The 19,606-nt window shown below is 44.8% G+C and carries 14 protein-coding genes; 1 reads left to right on the forward strand and 13 read right to left on the reverse strand.

All coding sequences use genetic code 11. The features are described from left to right. Window positions 1–5: 5 nt before the first annotated feature. The 13 genes from ACRD7A_RS01195 to ACRD7A_RS01255 all read right to left on the reverse strand — a co-directional run bounded on the left by ACRD7A_RS01195 (window position 6) and on the right by ACRD7A_RS01255 (window position 17,056). The gene (locus tag ACRD7A_RS01195; protein WP_430809511.1) at window positions 6–974 is read right to left on the reverse strand and encodes a 2Fe-2S iron-sulfur cluster-binding protein; all 969 of its coding nucleotides are present in this window, start codon (window positions 972–974) and stop codon (window positions 6–8) included. Continuing rightward, complete coding sequence (locus tag ACRD7A_RS01200; protein ID WP_430809512.1) at window positions 958–3,369, reverse strand: NAD(P)H-dependent oxidoreductase subunit E; 2,412 nt, start codon at window positions 3,367–3,369, stop codon at window positions 958–960. The genes ACRD7A_RS01195 and ACRD7A_RS01200 overlap by 17 nt, the downstream gene beginning before the upstream one ends. Before the next feature lies 1 nt (window position 3,370). Next, window positions 3,371–5,350 carry an outer membrane protein assembly factor BamB family protein gene (locus tag ACRD7A_RS01205; protein WP_430809513.1) on the reverse strand — a complete coding sequence of 660 codons (1,980 nt, stop codon included), beginning with the start codon at window positions 5,348–5,350 and terminating at the stop codon, window positions 3,371–3,373. Further along, window positions 5,347–6,630, reverse strand: a complete 1,284-nt coding sequence (locus tag ACRD7A_RS01210) for a 4Fe-4S binding protein (protein ID WP_430809514.1) — start codon at window positions 6,628–6,630, stop codon at window positions 5,347–5,349. The genes ACRD7A_RS01205 and ACRD7A_RS01210 overlap by 4 nt, the downstream gene beginning before the upstream one ends. Continuing rightward, complete coding sequence (locus ACRD7A_RS01215; RefSeq protein WP_430809515.1) at window positions 6,631–7,200, reverse strand: 4Fe-4S dicluster domain-containing protein; 570 nt, start codon at window positions 7,198–7,200, stop codon at window positions 6,631–6,633. Between the two features lie 225 nt (window positions 7,201–7,425). Further along, window positions 7,426–8,337 carry an NHL repeat-containing protein gene (locus tag ACRD7A_RS01220; RefSeq protein ID WP_430809516.1) on the reverse strand — a complete coding sequence of 304 codons (912 nt, stop codon included), beginning with the start codon at window positions 8,335–8,337 and terminating at the stop codon, window positions 7,426–7,428. A 2-nt stretch (window positions 8,338–8,339) separates the two neighbouring features. Next, entirely contained in the window at window positions 8,340–9,761 is a 1,422-nt protein-coding gene (locus tag ACRD7A_RS01225; RefSeq protein ID WP_430809517.1) for an outer membrane protein assembly factor BamB family protein, read from the reverse strand. A 2-nt stretch (window positions 9,762–9,763) separates the two neighbouring features. Further along, a complete protein-coding gene (locus ACRD7A_RS01230; protein ID WP_430809518.1) occupies window positions 9,764–10,963 on the reverse strand; it encodes an outer membrane protein assembly factor BamB family protein in 1,200 nt (399 codons plus the stop codon). 15 nt (window positions 10,964–10,978) lie between these two features. After that, a complete protein-coding gene (locus ACRD7A_RS01235) occupies window positions 10,979–12,712 on the reverse strand; it encodes a prenyltransferase/squalene oxidase repeat-containing protein (protein WP_430809519.1) in 1,734 nt (577 codons plus the stop codon). A 10-nt stretch (window positions 12,713–12,722) separates the two neighbouring features. Then, window positions 12,723–13,604, reverse strand: coding sequence for a prenyltransferase/squalene oxidase repeat-containing protein (locus ACRD7A_RS01240; RefSeq protein WP_430809520.1), 882 nt, complete (start codon window positions 13,602–13,604; stop codon window positions 12,723–12,725). A 1-nt stretch (window position 13,605) separates the two neighbouring features. Then, the gene (locus ACRD7A_RS01245) at window positions 13,606–15,165 is read right to left on the reverse strand and encodes a polyprenyl synthetase family protein (RefSeq protein ID WP_430809521.1); all 1,560 of its coding nucleotides are present in this window, start codon (window positions 15,163–15,165) and stop codon (window positions 13,606–13,608) included. A gap of 14 nt (window positions 15,166–15,179) precedes the next feature. After that, window positions 15,180–16,397, reverse strand: a complete 1,218-nt coding sequence (locus ACRD7A_RS01250) for a radical SAM protein (RefSeq protein WP_430809522.1) — start codon at window positions 16,395–16,397, stop codon at window positions 15,180–15,182. Beyond that, window positions 16,397–17,056 carry an ATP-binding protein gene (locus ACRD7A_RS01255; protein WP_430809523.1) on the reverse strand — a complete coding sequence of 220 codons (660 nt, stop codon included), beginning with the start codon at window positions 17,054–17,056 and terminating at the stop codon, window positions 16,397–16,399. The genes ACRD7A_RS01250 and ACRD7A_RS01255 overlap by 1 nt, the downstream gene beginning before the upstream one ends. A gap of 375 nt (window positions 17,057–17,431) precedes the next feature. On the opposite strand from ACRD7A_RS01255, the gene ACRD7A_RS01260 reads away from it, so the two are divergent. Further along, on the forward strand, window positions 17,432–19,165 hold the full coding sequence (locus tag ACRD7A_RS01260) for a tetratricopeptide repeat protein (protein ID WP_430809524.1): 1,734 nt from the start codon (window positions 17,432–17,434) through the stop codon (window positions 19,163–19,165). The last annotated feature ends 441 nt before the right edge of the window (window positions 19,166–19,606 follow it).

Raw genomic sequence — 19,606 nt, forward strand, 5'->3', positions numbered from 1 at the left:
CAGTTTTAATTCTCAACAATATACAATGCACCGGTTGGGCATAGCGAAGCCAGCTCAACGCGGATGTTCTTTTTATTTTCTTCCGGCAGATTTACCTCCATCTGAAAGCCACGGTTTTTGAAGGTAAAGCCATTGTCACTATTGTAAACACAAAGGCCGCAGCGGATGCATTTGGAGGGTTCGAAATACATGGTGTCGTTTATTTTTATTCTTGACATCACTTGCAACGCGCTGCTCATATCATAACCGGGTCGTTTAATTTTATGAGTCGTTGCATGTGTTCTTAATTGACAAGCGGATTTGCCGGCGCAGGCACAGTGCAGACAATTAGAAGGGGTGGAAACTGTTTCCTTTAATCGTGCTTTTTCACTTTCGCAAAAACGGCCTAATCGTGATTGAAACTTTGTTTTATCGATCGCTACATTTTCAATCTCGTCCACCTTAGTGGCATCTACTACCTTAGTTAATTCCTTGATTATCTTACGAATTGTCACCGGAGTATCGATGCTTCCTCTTCTGCATGCTTTCTCACAGGGGGCTTTACAGTTTTCACAAGCCAGTTTTGGCAAATCAAAGGCATGCTTGATTAGGCCAAATGCTTTCTCTTTTTGGCCCTTATCATAGTAGTTAAGCATCCGCTCGATGTCCAGTTTAGACGGACACACCAAGGAACAGGGTGCTTCACAATCGGCCCGGTGGTCGCTTAGTAAAAGCTCCAGAGACAGGGTTCGCACCTGCATCACCTCCTCACTTTGTGTATCAATTCGCATGCCTTCCACCGGCTTGCTCGTACATGAGGGAATGATCTGGCCGCTGGACAAATCTTTTACCGCACATACCATGCACGACGATTTATGCCGGGCGTCTTTTGACCAGCAGAGTGACGGTATTTCAAATCCTTCGCGCCGTGCAATCTTCAGCAAGGTATCCTGCCCCTGTACGTCTATAATTTTATCATTAATCGTTATTTGCATACACTTCTTGTTTTACCGGCACTTTAATAATGGTGTTGAACTCACATTCGTCGACGCATAAGCCGCATTTTACACAGGCATCCTGATCGATATTATGTACCTTATAGGGTTCATAGGCAATGGCATCGACCGGACAAGCCTTTGCACATTTTGTACAGCCGGTGCAATCATCTGTAATTATAAACTGCATCATATCCTTGCACTTACCGGTTTTACAAAGGCCATTGATGTGCTCCTCGTATTCTTTGCGGAAATACTTTAAAGTGGTTAGCACCGGGTTCGGTGCTGTTTTTCCGAGGCCACAGAGTGATGATTTCTTTACATTCAGTGCCAGTTCTTCCAGCTTGTCGATGTCTTCCATTTTGGCCGAGCCACTGCAGATACGGTTCAGTAGGTCGAGCATACGGCGGATGCCCACGCGGCAGAAGGTACATTTGCCGCATGACTCCTCGCAGGTAAAACTTAAAAAGTAGCGTGCCACATCTACCATGCAGTCGCTTTCACTCAAAACCACCAAGCCACCGGAACCCATCATGGCACCCATTTGCCTGAAAGAGTCAAAGTCAACGGGTACATCACAGCGGTGAGCCGGGATACAACCGCCGGAAGGGCCACCAATTTGAACGGCTTTCAGTTGCTCACCCCCTTCCACACCTCCGCCAATTTCGTCAATGATACGGTTCAGGCTGATGCCCATCGGCACTTCTATCAACCCTCCGTTTTTAATTTTACCTGCCAGGGCAAATACTTTGGTGCCTTTGCTGTTCTCGGTTCCTGTTTCAGCATAATGGTTTGCTCCATTTCGGATGATGTATGGGATCTGGCTGAGCGTTTCTACATTATTAACCAGGGTTGGCCTACCATCCAAACCCTCTACGGCCGGGAAAGGGGGTTTTTGTTTTGGAAACCCTCTGTCGCCTTCTATGGAAGCGATTAATGCGGTTTCTTCACCACATACAAAGGCACCTGCTCCTTCAAAGACCGTAACCTCAAAGGAAAAGTTACTACCAAGAATGTTCCTGCCAATCAGCTTTCGCTCTCGGCAAAGCTCCAATGCGCGTTTGATGCGTTGAACAGCCAGCGGGTACTCCGCGCGGATATAAAAGATGCCCTTGTTAGCGCCTGTGGCAAAGGCTTCAATCACCATGCCTTCAATTACGCGATAAGGATAGGATTCCAAAATCATCCGATCCATAAAGGCACCCGGATCGCCTTCGTCGCCATTGCAAATCAGGTATTTATCTTTTTGGGTGGAGGAGGCCACAATCTTCATTTTCTCACCCGTAGGAAAACCACCTCCACCGCGACCCCGAAGGCCACTTGTGAGCACATCCCTAACCACTTGGTTTGGCTTGTTTTCAGCAATTACTTTTTTAAGTGACGCAAAGCCCTGGTGATGAATGTATTCATCCAGATCCAGCGGAGCAAGAAAACCATAGCCTTCGGTGGAGATATGCTTTTGTTCCGATAGGAAACTGTTAATCAAGCCGGTGCGTTCGGCTTCAGACTTCCACACCACATTGTTCCAGGTTGTGTCGGTATGGTAATTGTCCACATGGTTGATAATGCTGTTTTTGAAACGCCTGAGCAGACTGCCCGATTTAAAATGGTGGTGCAGGATTTCTTTAATCTCCGAAGCTTTCACATTGGGGTAGCGTTTCACAGCGCCATCCTCGAGCACTACATCAATCAAGGGCACCTGATTACAAACGCCCACACAGCCCACGGATTTGATATCCACTTTGATGCCCAGCTCATTTGCTTTTGTAAGCAGCTCATTGTAAATATCTGCAGAGCCACTGGCCTGACAGCAGGAGCCCATGCCCAGACGCACTTCACCGGATAGCTTGTATTCATTTGCCTTTCCGGTTTTTTCTTCTTCGGCTTTGTTACTTTCGATAAACTCAGAAATAAGCTCGCCTACTTTCCCCGGTGCCACATGCCCGTATATTTTATCATCGATCTGAACTACAGGCGCCAGTGTGCAACAGCCAAGACAGGCCACCTTTTCTATGGAGAACAGCTTGTCATCCGTGGTAACGCTGTCAGTCTTTATTTTTAATTCCCTTACAAATGAATCGTACACATTATTGGCGCCTTTTACATGGCAAGCTGTTCCGGCGCATACCTTAATCAGGTGCTTACCATAAGGAATATGGCGGAACTGCGAATAAAAAGTAGAGACGCTGATCAGCTGTGCCCGCTCAATCTCTGTTCTTTCATAAATGCGCTCAATGGCATCTGCGGGTAGGTAATTGAATTCATCCTGTATGGCCTGCAATAATGGGATGATCACCCGGCGTGAGGAGCCAATACGATCAATGATGGTATCCATTTTGGCCATCACTTCATGGTGACTCAGCTTGTCGTTATTTTCACAGTTACATTGACTCATGCTAGTTGGCCTTTACACAGTAAATACTATTGTTCGTTCTCACCACAATACGTCCATCGGTGAATGCCGGTGTAGCATAAGTGTTTTCACCCGTTGCGAAAGTCTCCAGCAGGGCAAAATCATCGTCAGCCTTGAAAATATGCATGGTGCCGTTGTTGCTGATAAGGTATATTTTTCCTTCGGCCAGGATTGGTGAGGAGTAGAACTCCTCATTGGTTTCGTGTTCCTTTTTAAGTTCACCGGTTTTGGTGTCGAAGGAGGCAACTACCCCATAACTTGTGGCGATGTATATATCGGTTTGGGTGGCCACCGGACTTGCTACTTCCGGCAGGTAGTCCATCGATTCCCACAGTACGGAGCCATCGCTGGCGTTGATGGCCACCATTTTAGCATATTCGCTGGCACCGAATACGATACCGTCCATACTGCACGCACTGGCGCCCACTTCTCCCATCAGGCATTCTACGCGCCATAACTCATCGCCGGTGGCAGGATTATAGCCTGTAATGCCCGGATTTCCCATGAGCACCAGCTGAGGGCTTCCGTTTACATCGGCAATCATCGGTGAACTCCAGGTAATTCTTTCTTTACGGTTTTTGCTCCAGATTACTTCCCCGGTGGCCGGGTTGAGGGCCATTACTTTCTGTACGTTGTTATTGTCGTACTGGATGAACAGTTTATTATCAAAAATCAGCAGGGAAGAGGCATAGCCGTAGTGGTTATCCGGCACTCCCAGGTTTTTAGCCCATAGTTTATTACCGTCCATGTCTGTACATACCAGGTCGCCTGTGCCAAATACAGCACAAACCTGCTTGCCATTGGTGGCCACACTGGCCGATGCCAATCCGGTATCATCGGTTGTTTCCGGCACCCGGGCAGGTGATCCGGGTATGCCTGTGGCCGTATAGGTCCATAGCTTTTGCCCCGTAATCAGGTCGTAGCAGAACAGCTCACGTGCTTTTTCGTCACCACAGGTGATGAATATTTTATTGCTGTGAATGACCGGTGAACTCTGACCTTTCCCATTAATCTTTGTCTGCCAGGCAATGTTAGTGCCCTTGGCCAGATCCCATTTTATAGGTAGGTTTTGGGCCGGTGAGATGCCGTTTGACTTGTTTCCCCTGAAGGCAGGACTGTTGATTTTATTGAGCGGCATCGATTTCTTGGGCTCAGTAGATTCTGTTATTTCTGTTGCTTTAGTTTCTTTGGTTTCCCCGGATGTTTCAGATGCTTTTGGGGCAGAAGCAGGGCTTTTCTCAGCTGCTACTGAGCCCGGCACGTCAGCGACAGCCTTCGTTTCATCTGCAATAATACCCACATCTTTTGTTTCATTGCCTACTTCAACTTTGGCCGTCACTACTTCACTCTCTTCGTCAGCTTCATCGCCTGAGTTCTCGGGGGCAGTACTTAGCTCATCTGCGGCAGCACCAACTTCTTTTGCAGCTTGAGTCGTTTCTTGTGGTTCGGGGGTTTCCGTTTCAATAAGCTGAGCCACAGATTTCTCTTTTGTATCCGGAGATGCATTTTCCATAAATGGTATGCTGAAGATGATAAACACTGCAGCCACTACTACTATGCTCACTGCGCCGTAATTGACATATTTGCGAGCCTTACTTTTTACCGCCCATTCATCAATGGGATCCAGTTCTTTATCCGGAACGTCCTTGAAATGTGCATAATACAGTCGTGTGCATACAACGAATACTACCAGCATGCCCAACAACAGGTACACCCCGTTCATCAGGTGATCCATGCTGATAAAATAGGCTTTACGTGCCATTAGATCAAGTTGTCGGATTTGCTCCTGTAACTCGGTATTCCCCGCATTCTGATCATTTAATTGTTTTAAAGTCTCCACCACCTGAGTTTGCAGTGGCGATACTTCTTTGACCTGGAAATAATTGGTGATCAGCATGATTGCCAGGGTAGTGATGAAAATGGCCGATACAATGGCTATATTTCTGTAGATTTTCTGTTTCATTTACCGGTGTATTTGAGATTCAGGAAGTCATTTTGCGGGCAATAGCTGAAGCATCTTCCACATGCTACGCAATCGCCATGTTCTATTTCGTATGTTTTTCTGGAACGCTTAAGGGATAAATTGATTAGGCTTAATCCGAGCACCAGACCGATTAGGGCCCCTGCAATGGTGCCGAAAAATTCAAATTCCTGCTTAACCACTCTTACCTTTTCCTGAAGAGCTTCAATATTTCCACCATCAATATAAAAGGCCTCCAACTCAACAGATATTAAATCCTGCGGATTACGCTCCTGCTCCATAACCATGTCATATAGCTTTACGTCTTTATGCGCTTTGCTAAGCTGCGGGCTGAATTGGCGCAATACAAAAGCAGAAGTAATCACAATCAGTGGCAGAAAGAGAAAATACATCAGCAGACGTTTCACGCCCTGCATGCGCTCTTCTTTCACCTTGTTTTCATAAGGGCTTTTTATGGCATCAACCGGACAGGCATTATGGCACAAATCGCAATTGATACAATCTTTCTTTGTAATCTGAATTTTCCAGATGGATACTTTTGAGAATAAGCTCAGCAAAGCCCCATAAGGGCACAGGAAGCGACAGAAGGGGCGGCCTGTGAATATAGCGGCAAGTAATAGAAGCGATCCGAACACGATCAGGCCAAAGTCACCACCTAACCTGAATATTCCGATAAAGGGATCGTAAAGGCAGATGATGAAACTGGTACGTGTGACCGCGTATAAAAGGGCGAAAATCAGGTATAACCAGGGGATGACGCCAAGTACGGCCGTGACTGCTCTGGATAGTCTGTAATTGCGTATGTTCACCAATTCCTGCAAGGCTCCAAAAGGGCATACCCCTGCACAAAATACACGCCCAAATAAGAAGGCGAAGGCAATGGGGAGCATAAAAAACAAGAACACCGAAACGGGTATTATGTAAGCGGAATCGGCAAAGGCCAGTGCCACATTTTGGATGGAACCAATGCTGCATACGCATCCGCTGCGAAAAAAGCCAAAATAGGCAATCGATAGAAAGGATACCCAGATAATTGGTTTACGTCTTTGTTTCTTGAGGATGGCCCAGGCCACATAACTCATAAGTGCCACCAACAAGAAGATGTCGATGTACAGCCATAACTGTTCATTGGGCAGCGCATAATGGGTATCCGGGTATTGATATCCCGACTCAAAATCCGGTTTTGGGAAACGGTTCAGATTTTGCGCACCTGATGTGGCGGCCAGGAACAGGGTAGCTAATAGGGTGTTTATTCGCTTCATTTATCCTTTCAGTTTATAGGCTTGTGCCAGTGGAACTCTTGTGATGGCATTGGAAGGACAGACCTTTGCGATCTGACATTCGTTGCAATCGACGCACAGGTCGCGTTTTATTTGCAGGTAAAGAGAGCCGTTACCAAAGGAGGTACAGCCTTTTACACATTTTGCACAAGCGTTACACAGGTCCTCATCAATTTTATATTCGAAGTAGGGGTCTTCCACAAATTTGCGCTGAATGGCACCGGTGGGACACATCAGGTTTTCAGCCGCCGTATTCAGTTCCTTGACATTGGAACGGTAATAGCCCCCGCATAAATCGCAATAGCCGCATATTTTATTAGCGTGAAAGCACTTAACAGCTGACACTGTCAGTACGCAATCGGTTTCGCATTTTCCGCATTGTGTACATTTCTGAGGGTCAATCTGCCAGTAATGCGTTTCTTCGCCGGTTCTGAATTTTGAGAACAGGACACCCGTGGTTGCCAGTATGGTTCCGCCGGCTATGGCCGATCCGAGCATCTTTACGAATTTCCGGCGCTCAATCGGGCTTTTATGTAGGGTCTCTTTTTTCATGGCTCTTTTTTATTTCCTTTCAATGGTCACTCCCTTGCGTAAAGGACAGTCTTTAATTTTGCATTTACTGCATTTGGCATTGGCCGGTGGGCTCGTGCACAGAACTCCTTCCCGGCCTCTGTTGAGCAAAAGGTAAGCACTCGTGCTGATGATGCCCGCACCTGCCAGGAGAGTGCCGCTGAGTTGAAAAAACTTTTGTCTGCTTATTTTTTTTGTGTGCATGGTTTATTGATTCTTTAGCTCAAAGACCTTAATCTGATAATTTACTGCCGTAAGTAGTTTGTTATTCAGGGTTTTAATTTGGTAGGGAAGATGACCTCCGCCCAGCATGCTTTGGTTAAGCAGAACCCGGTTAAAAGTGCCTGACTGATCATAGTAACTGATCCGTGGATTTCCTTTTTCAGAGGTGAGCAAGCGCCCCTGATCATCGAAATGGATATATGACGGATTGCAGCATCCGGCAAAAGCACCGGCATGGCTTCCGGCACGCCCAAAGGCGGCAATAAACTCCCCGTTCAGGGTGTAGGATTCCACACGATGCCTGCCCGGGTTGGCACAATAAATAGTGTCGTTTTTATGCGTGATATCAAAGAAATGACTCGGAGTGATAAATTTATCCGGGCTCTCAATGAATTGCACAAAGTTACCCTCACGCGTGTATTTGCAGATATTTTTATGGACTACATCGCTTACAAATACGAAATCATCGGTAATTGTAAATGATGCGTAATCAGATAACTCACTGCAAGCATCCCAGGCATCCAGTGAATCGCCATTCAGCGAATATTTTTCGATGAAGGAAGGGTAAAGAACAAACAGGCGCTTATGACTGATTGCCATATCCCTTGCATTGGCTTTAATTTTAAAAGATGACACCCGTTCGCCCCGTAAATTATAGATGCTGACAGATTCTTTGCCGGCCACATACAGACGCGTTCCGTGCAATTCGAAAGCCACCACGCTGTCCTTTACATCAATGCTTGCACGCAGTTGGTAGTCACTGTTAAATGTTTGCGTCGCCGGGTTCTTTATCAGTACTTGCTGCTCATCACCATCCGCTTGCAGCACATAGATGATAAACCCGATCACAATCAGGAATATCATAATATTAACAGCCACCTTTATCGATTTGTCCATAACTAAGTGATTTTAAGGCATACAATGGTGTGTGCATCACGGATAATCAGCATTCCATCGGCATAAGCCATGGGTCCCCAGGCATCCCGTCCATCCATGATGCGTTGTTTCTTCAAAAGGGTCATTCCTTTGCGCTCAATTTTATATACATACAGTTCACCGTCATCCTTAAAGGCAAAAAGGTGTTTGTTGATAAGGAGATAGGGACCCAATCCAAACTTTTCATCCGCGGCAGAAGTCCACAATGGCGTGTGCAAATCATCAGGCGAATAGCAAACCAACTTACCTCTGAGTCGTCCACCATCTTTGGGCATTACGCTGATAAGCATGTTGTTATAGAATATCGGCGATTGCTGCTCGCTTGACAAACCCTTATTGGGCTTGTATTGATCAAGTATCACGGTACTCCACTTACTACCGGACTTATTCACTTCGAGGAGTAAACCACCTGAACCATACCCGGCCGTCATGAAAATGCGGTTCTTCGCCACTTGTACGGGCGAGGGCGCCACTACCGATGGTTGCCATTGATTGGTGTGCCATAGCAGGCTGCCCTGGTTTTCAGCCTCAGCAGATACACCGCAGATACCACCTATGCCCACATACACGTAGGTCTTTACGCCATTTAAAGTCATTGGCATAATGGAGGAGTGCGACATTTTGAATGCAGGGGTATTCTCCGTTGTCCACAGTGTTTCCCCGGTTCGGCAGTCCAGTCCGGTCAGCAAGGCTTTCTTGCCGGCCGGTGCCAGTATCAATACCTCCTCATCTACCAGCGGACATTGCCCGGTATACCAGAATGGCACTTCGGTTTCGTATTCTTTCTGCATATCCAGCGACCATAGCAAGTCGCCGCTTTCCGGATGGCAGCACATCACATGCCCTTCAGGGCCAATGCTAATAATGTAGTCGTCTGCAATGACCGGTATCGACCTGGAAAAGCCGTGGTTTCGTTTGATTGGTACGCGGTACCATCTGCGCCATAGCTCTTTACCGGTATTCAAATCAAAGCAGCGCAAGGCATCTGAGTTTAACTGCTCATCGTAATCCAGAAAATACAATTTCCCATTGTAGATAACCGGTGAGGCATGGCCTTCGCCCGTCTCTACCCGCCATATTTCAGGATAGTTACCCTCTGTTTCAATAATGCCTTCAGCTGTTTCGATGATATTCGTATTGGCTGCGCCTCTAAAGCTTGTCCATTTTCCTGTGAGGGAGGAAACTGCCTCCTCATAACGCATGAAAAATTCACCGATCTTCACATCGTTGGTTGAGCGGGTAAGTCCTTCCGGACGGTTATCCGCGCCCGGAGCCTGTATGCTGAAGTCTGTTTTGGGAGGCATCAGGTGCCATCCAAGAATCAGACCTGCATATAGTAATACGGTTGACAGCGTAATGATTGGGATGATCTTGTTTTGCTTCACGTTTACTTAAGGTTATAGGCCATTAAAGTATCGCCATGACGAACGTATAATACTCCATTGTAAATCACAGGGTGCGCCCAGTGCTGAGCCGTACCCATGGTGATATTGAAACGACTCACCACATCCAGCTTTTCCGGATTTTCTTTGGCCAGCACCATTTCACCCCGATCGGTGTACATATAAAGCATGCCATCGTTATAGATGATGTTACCCATGGCCATTCCTTTGGCTTCGTACTTGATTTCTCCTGTATGCCAGTCCACACAAAACCAGTAACGGTTTTTATCGCCTGATCCGTAGGCATAATCACCTACTTTAACCACGGCACCAATGCGGTTATCTAATTTTTCAGCGAACCAGACTTTTTCTATAGCCTTGCCTCCTCCAGTCAGTTTCAGCATAACAGAACCTTTACCATAGCCACTGGTGCATAATAACATGTTATCGCTGTAAATTGGGGTGTTAGCATGAACCGACCAGCGGTTGGTCTGCTCGTAGGACCATAATTTCACACCTGATTTAGCATCAACGCCAATGATGTGGTTAGCGGTCATGGTTACTATAATTCCATGCTCCTCAATGTACATGGGTGAACAATAAGCCGACAGGTCGCCTTCGCCGGGTGTTGTCCAGATTGTTTTTCCATTTTTCTTGTTTAAAGCAATCAGGTTATTATCCTTACCGCCGGGCGTGGCAATCACCATGTCCTCTACAATCAGCGGGGCTTCATTAATACCCCAGGTGATGTTGGATGCTTCATATTCATCCAGGATATTCTTTTTCCAGATCAGGCTCAGGTCTTTTTGTTTGTAGCAGAACAATTCGCCAAGGCCACTCATTATGTATAGCCTGCCCTCATTAATTGTAACTGTTCCGCGGGGGCCTACATAGTTTTTAGACCATTCTTTGCCATACGCTACTTTATTTAACAGTTTTCCTGACAGATCAAGGACGTATAAATAGCCGGTTTCTTCAATCATTCCGGTCAGGTAAATTTTATTGTCATCGATGGCCACTGAAGAGTGTCCTTCTCCAAGTCCATCGAAGTGCCATTTCAATTCAGGGCCATTGGCAGGCCACTTCTTTAAAAAACCTTTTTCATGGTAGATACCTGTTCGATCGCTACCGCGCCACTGGATGTTGTTCTGTGCGTTTAACCCCAATGCCATCAGTAATATACATGCGATTAGTCCATATTTCATCTGAGTGAGTTTTTGTTAGTTAAATCCTGTTTTTGTCTTTGATAATTTCTGTTTGTAAGCGTTTAATGCATTCAAAACAAAAGTGATGCTATACATATCTTCCGAATACCATAGTCTCGCAAAATAAAGCCCGATTGGTTCCGGTTTCAGTATTTCCCCTGATTCATATTTTGAAAATAGAAAGGCGAAAGCATTATTCAGTATGCGCATTTCTACATTGTCTATTGCACTTAAGGCACTTAATGCTCTGGCGCTAAGGGTTACCTTTGAGCCCACCCCCAAGGCACCGCCCCAGCCGCCATCTGCATTTTGTGCGCTTACAAGGAAAGATGCCCCTTTGGCAACCATTTCTTTAGCAATCGGATGGTCAAATCCTGAAAGATATTCCACCGATAATGCGGTGCCATAAACGGGCGAGCGTTCATCCTGTGCCTCCTGATCGCCAAACCAAAGCGGATACCAGCAGCCTTCAGGACTTTGTGCCTTTTTCATCCAGCGCAACATCCGGCTGGCACCATTATCGCATTTCTTTTTAAGGGCGTCCGGCAGATGGTTGCGCCACAGGCTAAAGGCCAGCAGGGCATGGGCTGTAATGTCCGGGCTGCTTCGGTCGAAGGGCAATTTACCCCAGCCTTTGCAGAAAGTAGGGATGCCGCCATCTGCATTTTGAAGGGAGAGGAGCCACTCCAGGCCTTTTTCAATTTCCGTACTCAGCTGTCCATTACACAAATCGTAAAGAGCTACCAGTGCGCCGGAGGTGTCATCGGCATCGGGAGCCGCGCCCGGCAGGTTGGTCCAGCCCCATCCACCTTCTTTAGCACCTGTAAAGGGGTGCTGATGTTTGAAGGCATTCTGCTTAATTTGATTGGCAAGGTTTTGCGGGTCAGGGATATTTGCCCTCAATGCCCTTACGCTAAGTGAAGTGACCCATGACGCCAGATTGGTATCAATCGGCCATGAGCCGTCTTCGCGCACCGTGTCGGTCAGGAAGCCAATGCCTTTTCGCACTGCTTCATGATTGGCGTATCCGGCTCCACACATACACATGGCCACAAAGCTGGTGAGTGGTGCTGCCTCCAAAAAACCGCCATGTTCCGGCTGAAGCTTGATAAGTACCTTTAGGGAACGCGGTATGAAGCTTTCCCGCAGTAGGTTCTTGCTTCCTTTTTTATAGCGAAGGATGCCTACGGCGATTAAGGCCGGTATGGCATAACTCACTACCGGCAGGCGCAGGAAGCGAAATAGTTTTTGCGGCAGAACAGACAGTTCAAAGGGTAATTGCGGAATGTTTTTCCAGGACGAAATGACTCCGGACAGTGCACACATCACAAGGATGGGGGCGGAGAAGGTGAGATCCTTTCCGTAATACTTTAATACCCCTTCGATAATGTGAGCATCGCTGACGCCACCGAAATTATCCTTCAAAAATGCTTTTGTTGGCTCCGGCGTTTCACCCATGGCACTTAAGGTGGCAAAGCTTAGCAGGGTGGCAGTCATGTTGGAAGGGCTCTCCGGACTATCGCCCCATGAACCGTTTTCAAGCATTGTTGTTTTTAACCAGGCCACTCCTTTTACAATGTTTGTCTGATATTTATCCTTGCCAGTCATGAAAAGCGCAAATACAGCTACAGAAGTCGAAATGGCACTTGATGACAGGTAGCCGTTCCACAAACTGCCATCTTTCGGGCGTTTGTTAATCAGCTCTGCGCTTAAGTAATCGATCATCTTATGTACTTTTTCTTCCTGCATTTTGTCTTTCTTAATTAATTGTTAGTGCTGACCCTATGGCCAACAGTCCGTAAAAGCAGTATTCCACATCGCTTTTATCATCCAGTAGTGTGGCGATAAACCCACCCGATTCAGCCCAATGCGCCTCAATAAATTCCAGTGCCGGGTAGCCGGGCTTTTCGTTGTAGCACTTTAATACATACAGGGCAGTGGCAGTTGATAACAGATCCGGCACAGGTGCCGAAGCAGCAGCCTTAAACCCGCCCGATGGATCCTGCATCGATTTGAGGTAAGTGATAGCCTTCTCGTACTTTTGGTTACTTATTTGCCCTAGTACAGATAAGGCCGCTGTTGTGGCATTGGTGGTTGCGCTCAGTCCATCTGAATTATTCATGAAGCCACCTGCATCATGGCGGTATTGCCCCAGGTCGTCTTCTACTTTTCTTTTCTCCGGAAGCTTATTCCCGGTATCCTCCAACAACGAAACCCAGATAAATTGAGTATAGGGAGCACATTTGTCCTGATGGGGCACATGTTTAAAATCATTCAATTCTTTTATCTGCTGTTTAGTTCGGTTTTTCAGCCAGGTTAACACCCTACCATTTTTGTGTAGGTAAAAAATTAGTTCACATCGTTTAAAGGCTGCATAGTGTATCAAATCCAGATCGTCTTCGTGCTGGCGCGACAGATAAGCAGCCATTTTATCTGCATCAAGATGTATTCCGAGTACCAGGCATAACATCCATCCAAAGGAAGTATAGTACAAATCCGATTCACGGCTTTTATTCATGAATGAATGATCTTGCAGCAATTGAGATTGCACAAATGCCGATAAGTGATCAATGGCTTCACCTCCAAGCTGATCCTTTCCTGATTTTAGTGTAGTCAATATGTTAGCTGAAATACTCTGCATATTATTTTAAAATCCTTCCTGTAACCCTGAAAAGCAGGCGTTTTAGTTCTGTGTTAGTGATTGGGTTCAGGGCTGCCAGTGCTTCTTTGCGAAAGCAGTCAACCATTGTCTGAACACGTGCAATGGCTCTTTCAAGCATCTGTGCATGATCAGCCGATTTTAAAAATCCTTTCAGATCTTTGGTATGAAGCATCGAATGCACAAATAGCTCATCATTGGTATCCTCGCAAATAGCTGCTATTACCGCCGAAGGACGGATGATGAGTGGCTCGTCTGTATCAAAATCCTCAACGTCATCTTTTAGCTGGTAAGCAATGCCCAGGGCATGGGAGTAGTGGCTGAGTATCGCGCGCGTTTCTTCATGATCATCGGCACAAAGCGAAGCTGTTAATAAGGACACTTCAAAGGCAGGCACCGTCTTATGTTTAAAGATGTCGAGTATATAATCCATGTTTAAAGGCTGCGGATTTTTACTCCATTCAAGCTCCATGCCTTGTCCTTTGCACAAGGCAATGTGTGCTTCGGCGGCCACCTTTATTAAACCCATCTGCTCGCATTGTGCAAGCAGACGATAGCCTTCGCCAAGGTACATATCGCCCACATTAATGGCCATTGGCACACCATGTGTGGCATTTACGGTTTCTTTGCCGTAACGTATTAAATCTTCATCTTCGATATCATCATGCACCAATGATGCCTTGTGGAAGCACTCAATGGCGATGGCTGCACGCTTTACCTTCTCCGGTAATTCGCTTTCTCCGCTAAGCGCCATGTAAGTGGCTGCCAGTAGGTAAGGACGCCAGCGTTTCCCATCTCCCGCCATCCATTGCCTGGCAATAAGGGATGTTCGGTCATCAAGGGGTGAAAGAACCTTACTCAGGCTTTCGGGCTGAAACCAGTTTTGGATGGTCGCCTTCAACCGGTCATAATTGAGCAGATTGACTTTTTGTTCTGATTTCATTTCCATGATACGGTACACATAGCTTTCATCAACCGTGGTGTCCTTGCATCCTTCCTCATTCAGGGGAATGGCCAACCCGGGCACGGCATTGTTGATCAACAGCGGAAAGGCTTTCTCCAGCGAGTCCAGACAACTGACACCAATCACCGCATCCACCACACCACTTTCAACCAGGCCAACTACTGATGTAAAGCCTTCGGCCACCAGACTCATCATGCCCAACTCTTCAGCGCGTGTTTGTAAATCTGGAATATTACACTGGGTGCACAAGTTGCACAGTAAACCCAGCTCATCAATGTCTGCCTTACACGATGATGAATTACGCAGGCACTTAGGAAGCAGCAAAAGGCGTTTTTTATGTGGAATTGAAGCAACCGTATCGAACCATACGGCGTTATGCAGTTCTACCATTATCCAGCCTTTTAGGGTCTTATCCAGTTGTCTTTCGTCGATCAGCTGCCGTGCCATGTTTGCAAGCGTATCCATCGAAAGGGGGGGCGTCAGGTTTTGCTTATCCACGAATGTCCGGATGGTATTTCGCAATAGTTGGCGTGCTTCCCTTGTCGTCGGAACTTCGTATTTAAATTGCGTCTTTTCCATTTTGCCAAGCTCTTTTAGCCATAAGCGCCAAATCCGAAGAAGTATTTTTTCTTCATGATTTTGTATAATACATTTTCTTCGGGTATCTCACGGCCTTTCTGATCGTGGCCGGCAACCGGTCTCATGTTTCTGTACTCCTGCAACACAGTTTGTCGCGATGATGAGTCCTGTGCTTTATATTGTTCTGCAAAATCTGCCAGTTTGTGAGGATCTTCCAAAAGGATGCAGCCCCTTGAATCCTCCACTGTCAAGGCTCTTAATTCTTTTAGAAATGCTGATTCTTCGAATAATGCCCGGAGGTTACTTCCATCTGCATTAATGAAATCGCGAGCCATTTGGATGGGAGGGCAAAATTCCACTGCGCCGCCGGGTGAAATGTGGTGACTCATGCCGGTGGCAGCCGGGCAGAGTGCATTACCCTGTGCATCCCAATAAGTATCGATAAGGAAAAGAGGGGCATCCCGGCGTTGTTTCACGATAAATTTGCGTAAATCAAGAATTTGATCCTCGCTGAGGGCATTGCCGGGGTTGGGCTTTGCACCTACCGGACGGTAAATATAATACCAAAGGTAGTGCACGCCTTCCTTCGCGAGTAAGTCGATGTATTTTCGGTTTACCAGATCATTATAATTGTCCTTGCAAATGCTGGCAGCAGCGCCAAACATTAACCTGGCTCTCTTGCAGGCTCTCACACCCGCAAGTGATTTATCGTACACATCATTACTTCCCCGGCGTTTTTCACTTTCTTCTTTCAGGCCTTCAATACTGATAAGCGGAGTGATGTTACCCAGCTTCTTCATGCGGTACGCTGTTTCATCGTTGATGAGCATGCCGTTGGTGAACAGCTGGAAGTAACAGTCGGAATGTTTCTCTATGATTTCGAACAAACCTTTGTATAAGAGAGGTTCACCCCCTAAAATACCAAAGAAGTAGGAGCCACGTTTTTTGCTTTCTGTAATGATGCCATCCAACTGTACTTTGCTAAGCGATTTTTTGCCTCCTGCCGATACCCAGCAACCACTGCAGGTAAGGTTACAGCTTTCGGTTACCGAAATCATTACGAAAGCGGGGAAGAAAGGCTCCCCTTTTGCCTGTCGCTTTTCAAAATGCCGCATGTTATTGAGGTTACGCCAGGCAAAATTGTACAGTATTTTCCAGACAAGCCGGGGCGATACCTCCATCGGCACCCGTAGCATAGTCTTGAAATTGGCTGTATATTCTCTTATTGTCATTACGATTTGTCTTTTTTAAGCATCGAAAAACGATTGCGGTTTTGTTGTAAGCGATATTGTAAACGCTTTTGGTACATTTCAGCTTTTACTTCTTCTGTGAATATCTCTTCTATTTCAGTGCCGCCGTTGATGGGCGATTTATCGTATTTTGGAAAAATAATAGCCTGACTGGGGCACATGCGTGCACATGCCGGACAATTATTTTTGCAGTTGTGTGGGTTTGTGACTTTAACTTGTTTGTTTTCGACCGTGTAAACTCCAAATAGGCAGAAGTCATGGCATTTGCCGCATTCGGTGCATTTTGTTTTGTCAATCACCGGGTACCAGGCGTCCTGATCTTTACAGACGGGGAGGGCTTCTAGTTCTTTAATTAGGTCATCCGTCGTTGGCGATGGGGCATCTCCCTCCAATCCGAATTTTGATAATATTTCGTCAGCACTACTCTCTCGGGCTTCGATAATGGAGCCTGGGGTGATGCCCAGCCAGTTCAAATGATTATTAACCGCCCTGGTATGGCAGGCGATAATTGTACCTTCTTTGGCCTTTATGATTTGATTCGGATCATCGACAACCAGACGGCACAGGTCATCTTTTATATCAACCCGATAGCCATTGCTCCTTAAAGTGGCTGCCACCCTGAGTAATTTTTTTTTATCCATAAATGTGCGCGATGTACATGCGCAAATCGTTACAGCCTTAGATTGCATCTTCTATAAATTTGGATTTTGAACCATTAATTTACAGGAAATATCCAGTTTGGTAATCAGATCTTACATAAAAGGGAAAAAATTATGAATTAAAACGAATTTTAATTGAGATATAAAAATCCTTAAATCGTAAAATGAATAAGTTTATGATATTCAAATTTAAGTTGTGATTTACATGTACTTATGGGATGTTTGAATTTTAATTTTTAACAGGAGTCTGAACTCAATACAAATTATACCATTCAATTTTTAAATATATTATTGTTAATTTTTATTAGAATTATATAATTTCGGCACATTACCTTAGCTCTTATCAGTATTACATCTATGAAGAAGTTATTATTAATTTGTTCTTTGTTAGTTTTAGTTAGTCAGTGGATAGTAAGTCAGGACAATGTTGCTAGTTTGATGCAGCAACTTAAAATTGCAACCGAGAGTGCAAAAAAAATACAATTATACTTGAAGTTATCAAGGGCACATTGGACTCTCGATTATGATAAAAGTAAGTTGTATGCACAACGGGCAACAGCTTTAGCTAAGGAGGAGAAGAATACCTTTGCGCTAGCTCAGAGTTACTCTTGCGTAGGCTCGTTATATAATAATCATCAACAGTATATACCCGCCATCAGGAAGTTAGAAAAAGCCATTGCTTTGTACGATGAAGACTTTTGCTCGGAGGAGGTAGGCTATGACTACCTGCAACTGGCAGCCTCATATAAAAATATAGGTGATTACGCAACAGGTTTAGAAAGAGCCTTTAAGGCTAATGATATTTACATAAAGCTAAATGATCAGGATGGTTTGCGTCGAGTAAGCAATTTACTGGGTAGTTTGTATCGCTATTTGGGTAATTATGATAAGTCGATTTATTATTATTCAAAAAGCCTGGAAATTAGTGAACTGCAAGGATATCAACCGGGAATAGCAGCTGCATTAAACAATTGGGGGCTGGTGCATAAGTTGCAGGGAAATAGTAAGATGGCATTGGAGTGCTATAAAAGAAGTGGAGCCATTGAAAAGAAATTGGGCGACAAGCGTGGAATGGGTATTTACTACAATAACGTTGGCATTATCTATATGGAAAAAGGGATGCTGGATAGTGCGTTTGTTTATTTTAAAAGTGCCCAGGCTCTTCGAGAGGAAGTTGACGATGAGAAAGGAATGGCAAACGTATATGATAATTTTGGCGATTATTATCAAAAGACCGGTAACCTAAAGAAGGCGGAAGAATATTATATTATGTGCATCGATCTTGCTCAAAAGCTTAATTTGGTCAGGCTTCAGGGGGTTGCCTATCAATCGCTTACAGATGTGTATAGGAAAAGCAATAACTATAAGGAAGCTTTTTGGGCTCATAAGCGTTTTAAACAGTTAAGCGATAGCTTGTATAACACTAATCGATTAATGGAGTATGCACAGCTGGAGATGCAAAATGAAATGAAAGAAAGCCACGCAGAGCAGGAGCTTAACGACCAACGGGAACACTTTATCTATTGTGTAGTCATTGGTTTATTTCTGATTTTATTAATGGTTTTTATCATTCTTCACCAAAAGCAACGGGGTAATTCGATTCGGCAAAAGTTACGGGCAGCCAAATTAGTTGAGAAGCAGAAAGAGATTAAGTGCGCACTTGAGAGAAAAGATAAAGAGTTGGTGGCTTTTTCTATGAACATTGCTCAGTTTCATGAATTAAATTTATCGGTGATAAATAAGCTTGAAACAGCCATTGAAACTTTAAAAAAGGATAATAAGCCAATTATTCAAAATATTATTAATGAAATAAGATCCGATCTGAATCATAGTTCATGGGAGGAGTTTGAGTTACGCTTTTTACAAGTTCATCAAAGTTTTTATGATAATTTAATGAGTCAATTTCCTTCCTTATCGAAGAATGAAAAACGCCTTTGTGCATTCTTAAGGTTAGATATGTCAACCAAGGAAATTTCTGCCATTACCGGGCAAACACCCCATACTGTTAACGTGGCAAGAACTCGTTTACGTAAAAAACTTAATCTGGTTAATACTGATGTTTCTTTGAATGAATTCCTGATTTCTTATTGATTGATATTCAATAATATGAATCTAATTGTATGCTAAATGTATCACTCGCGTATTGTCATTGTATGCCATGATTTTTTAGACAGTTAGATTTTAGTATACATTTTCGCAGGGCACAGAACAACCAAAGCCCAATGAAAATAAAAGTTAACAAATTCCATCCGCTTAAGATTCCTTTATCACTAAAGGAACATTTTGATGTACAAAAGCAAATTTTTTGTTTGAATTGTTTTTGTCTTACAACCTTAAGTTATAAATACTTTTTGATAGGAAATTATCTTTTATAATTCTTCTATTACCTATTAAGGAGGATCATATATCAACTTTCAATCAAAGTTGTTTTGACTCAACCTCTGCTGGCCAAAATTCTCAATAAGAATAATCCATCTTATAATCTGCACATTTCAATGAAGATTGTAATGAATATTTACCGATTAACAAAAG

The organism is Carboxylicivirga longa (genome assembly GCF_050589825.1).
Taxonomy (GTDB): domain Bacteria; phylum Bacteroidota; class Bacteroidia; order Bacteroidales; family Marinilabiliaceae; genus Carboxylicivirga; species Carboxylicivirga longa.

What these genes read in the sequence shown, in the direction of transcription:
- ACRD7A_RS01195 (WP_430809511.1), bottom strand. Translation starts at nt 974, where the DNA reads ATGCAAATAACGATTAATGATAAAATTATAGACGTACAGGGGCAGGAT.
- ACRD7A_RS01250 (WP_430809522.1), bottom strand. Translation starts at nt 16,397, where the DNA reads ATGACAATAAGAGAATATACAGCCAATTTCAAGACTATGCTACGGGTG.
- ACRD7A_RS01240 (WP_430809520.1), bottom strand. Translation starts at nt 13,604, where the DNA reads ATGCAGAGTATTTCAGCTAACATATTGACTACACTAAAATCAGGAAAG.
- ACRD7A_RS01220 (WP_430809516.1), bottom strand. Translation starts at nt 8,337, where the DNA reads ATGGACAAATCGATAAAGGTGGCTGTTAATATTATGATATTCCTGATT.
- ACRD7A_RS01205 (WP_430809513.1), bottom strand. Translation starts at nt 5,350, where the DNA reads ATGAAACAGAAAATCTACAGAAATATAGCCATTGTATCGGCCATTTTC.
- ACRD7A_RS01230 (WP_430809518.1), bottom strand. Translation starts at nt 10,963, where the DNA reads ATGAAATATGGACTAATCGCATGTATATTACTGATGGCATTGGGGTTA.
- ACRD7A_RS01235 (WP_430809519.1), bottom strand. Translation starts at nt 12,712, where the DNA reads ATGCAGGAAGAAAAAGTACATAAGATGATCGATTACTTAAGCGCAGAG.
- ACRD7A_RS01200 (WP_430809512.1), bottom strand. Translation starts at nt 3,369, where the DNA reads ATGAGTCAATGTAACTGTGAAAATAACGACAAGCTGAGTCACCATGAA.
- ACRD7A_RS01210 (WP_430809514.1), bottom strand. Translation starts at nt 6,630, where the DNA reads ATGAAGCGAATAAACACCCTATTAGCTACCCTGTTCCTGGCCGCCACA.
- ACRD7A_RS01260 (WP_430809524.1), top strand. Translation starts at nt 17,432, where the DNA reads ATGAAGAAGTTATTATTAATTTGTTCTTTGTTAGTTTTAGTTAGTCAG.
- ACRD7A_RS01245 (WP_430809521.1), bottom strand. Translation starts at nt 15,165, where the DNA reads ATGGAAAAGACGCAATTTAAATACGAAGTTCCGACGACAAGGGAAGCA.
- ACRD7A_RS01215 (WP_430809515.1), bottom strand. Translation starts at nt 7,200, where the DNA reads ATGAAAAAAGAGACCCTACATAAAAGCCCGATTGAGCGCCGGAAATTC.
- ACRD7A_RS01255 (WP_430809523.1), bottom strand. Translation starts at nt 17,056, where the DNA reads ATGGATAAAAAAAAATTACTCAGGGTGGCAGCCACTTTAAGGAGCAAT.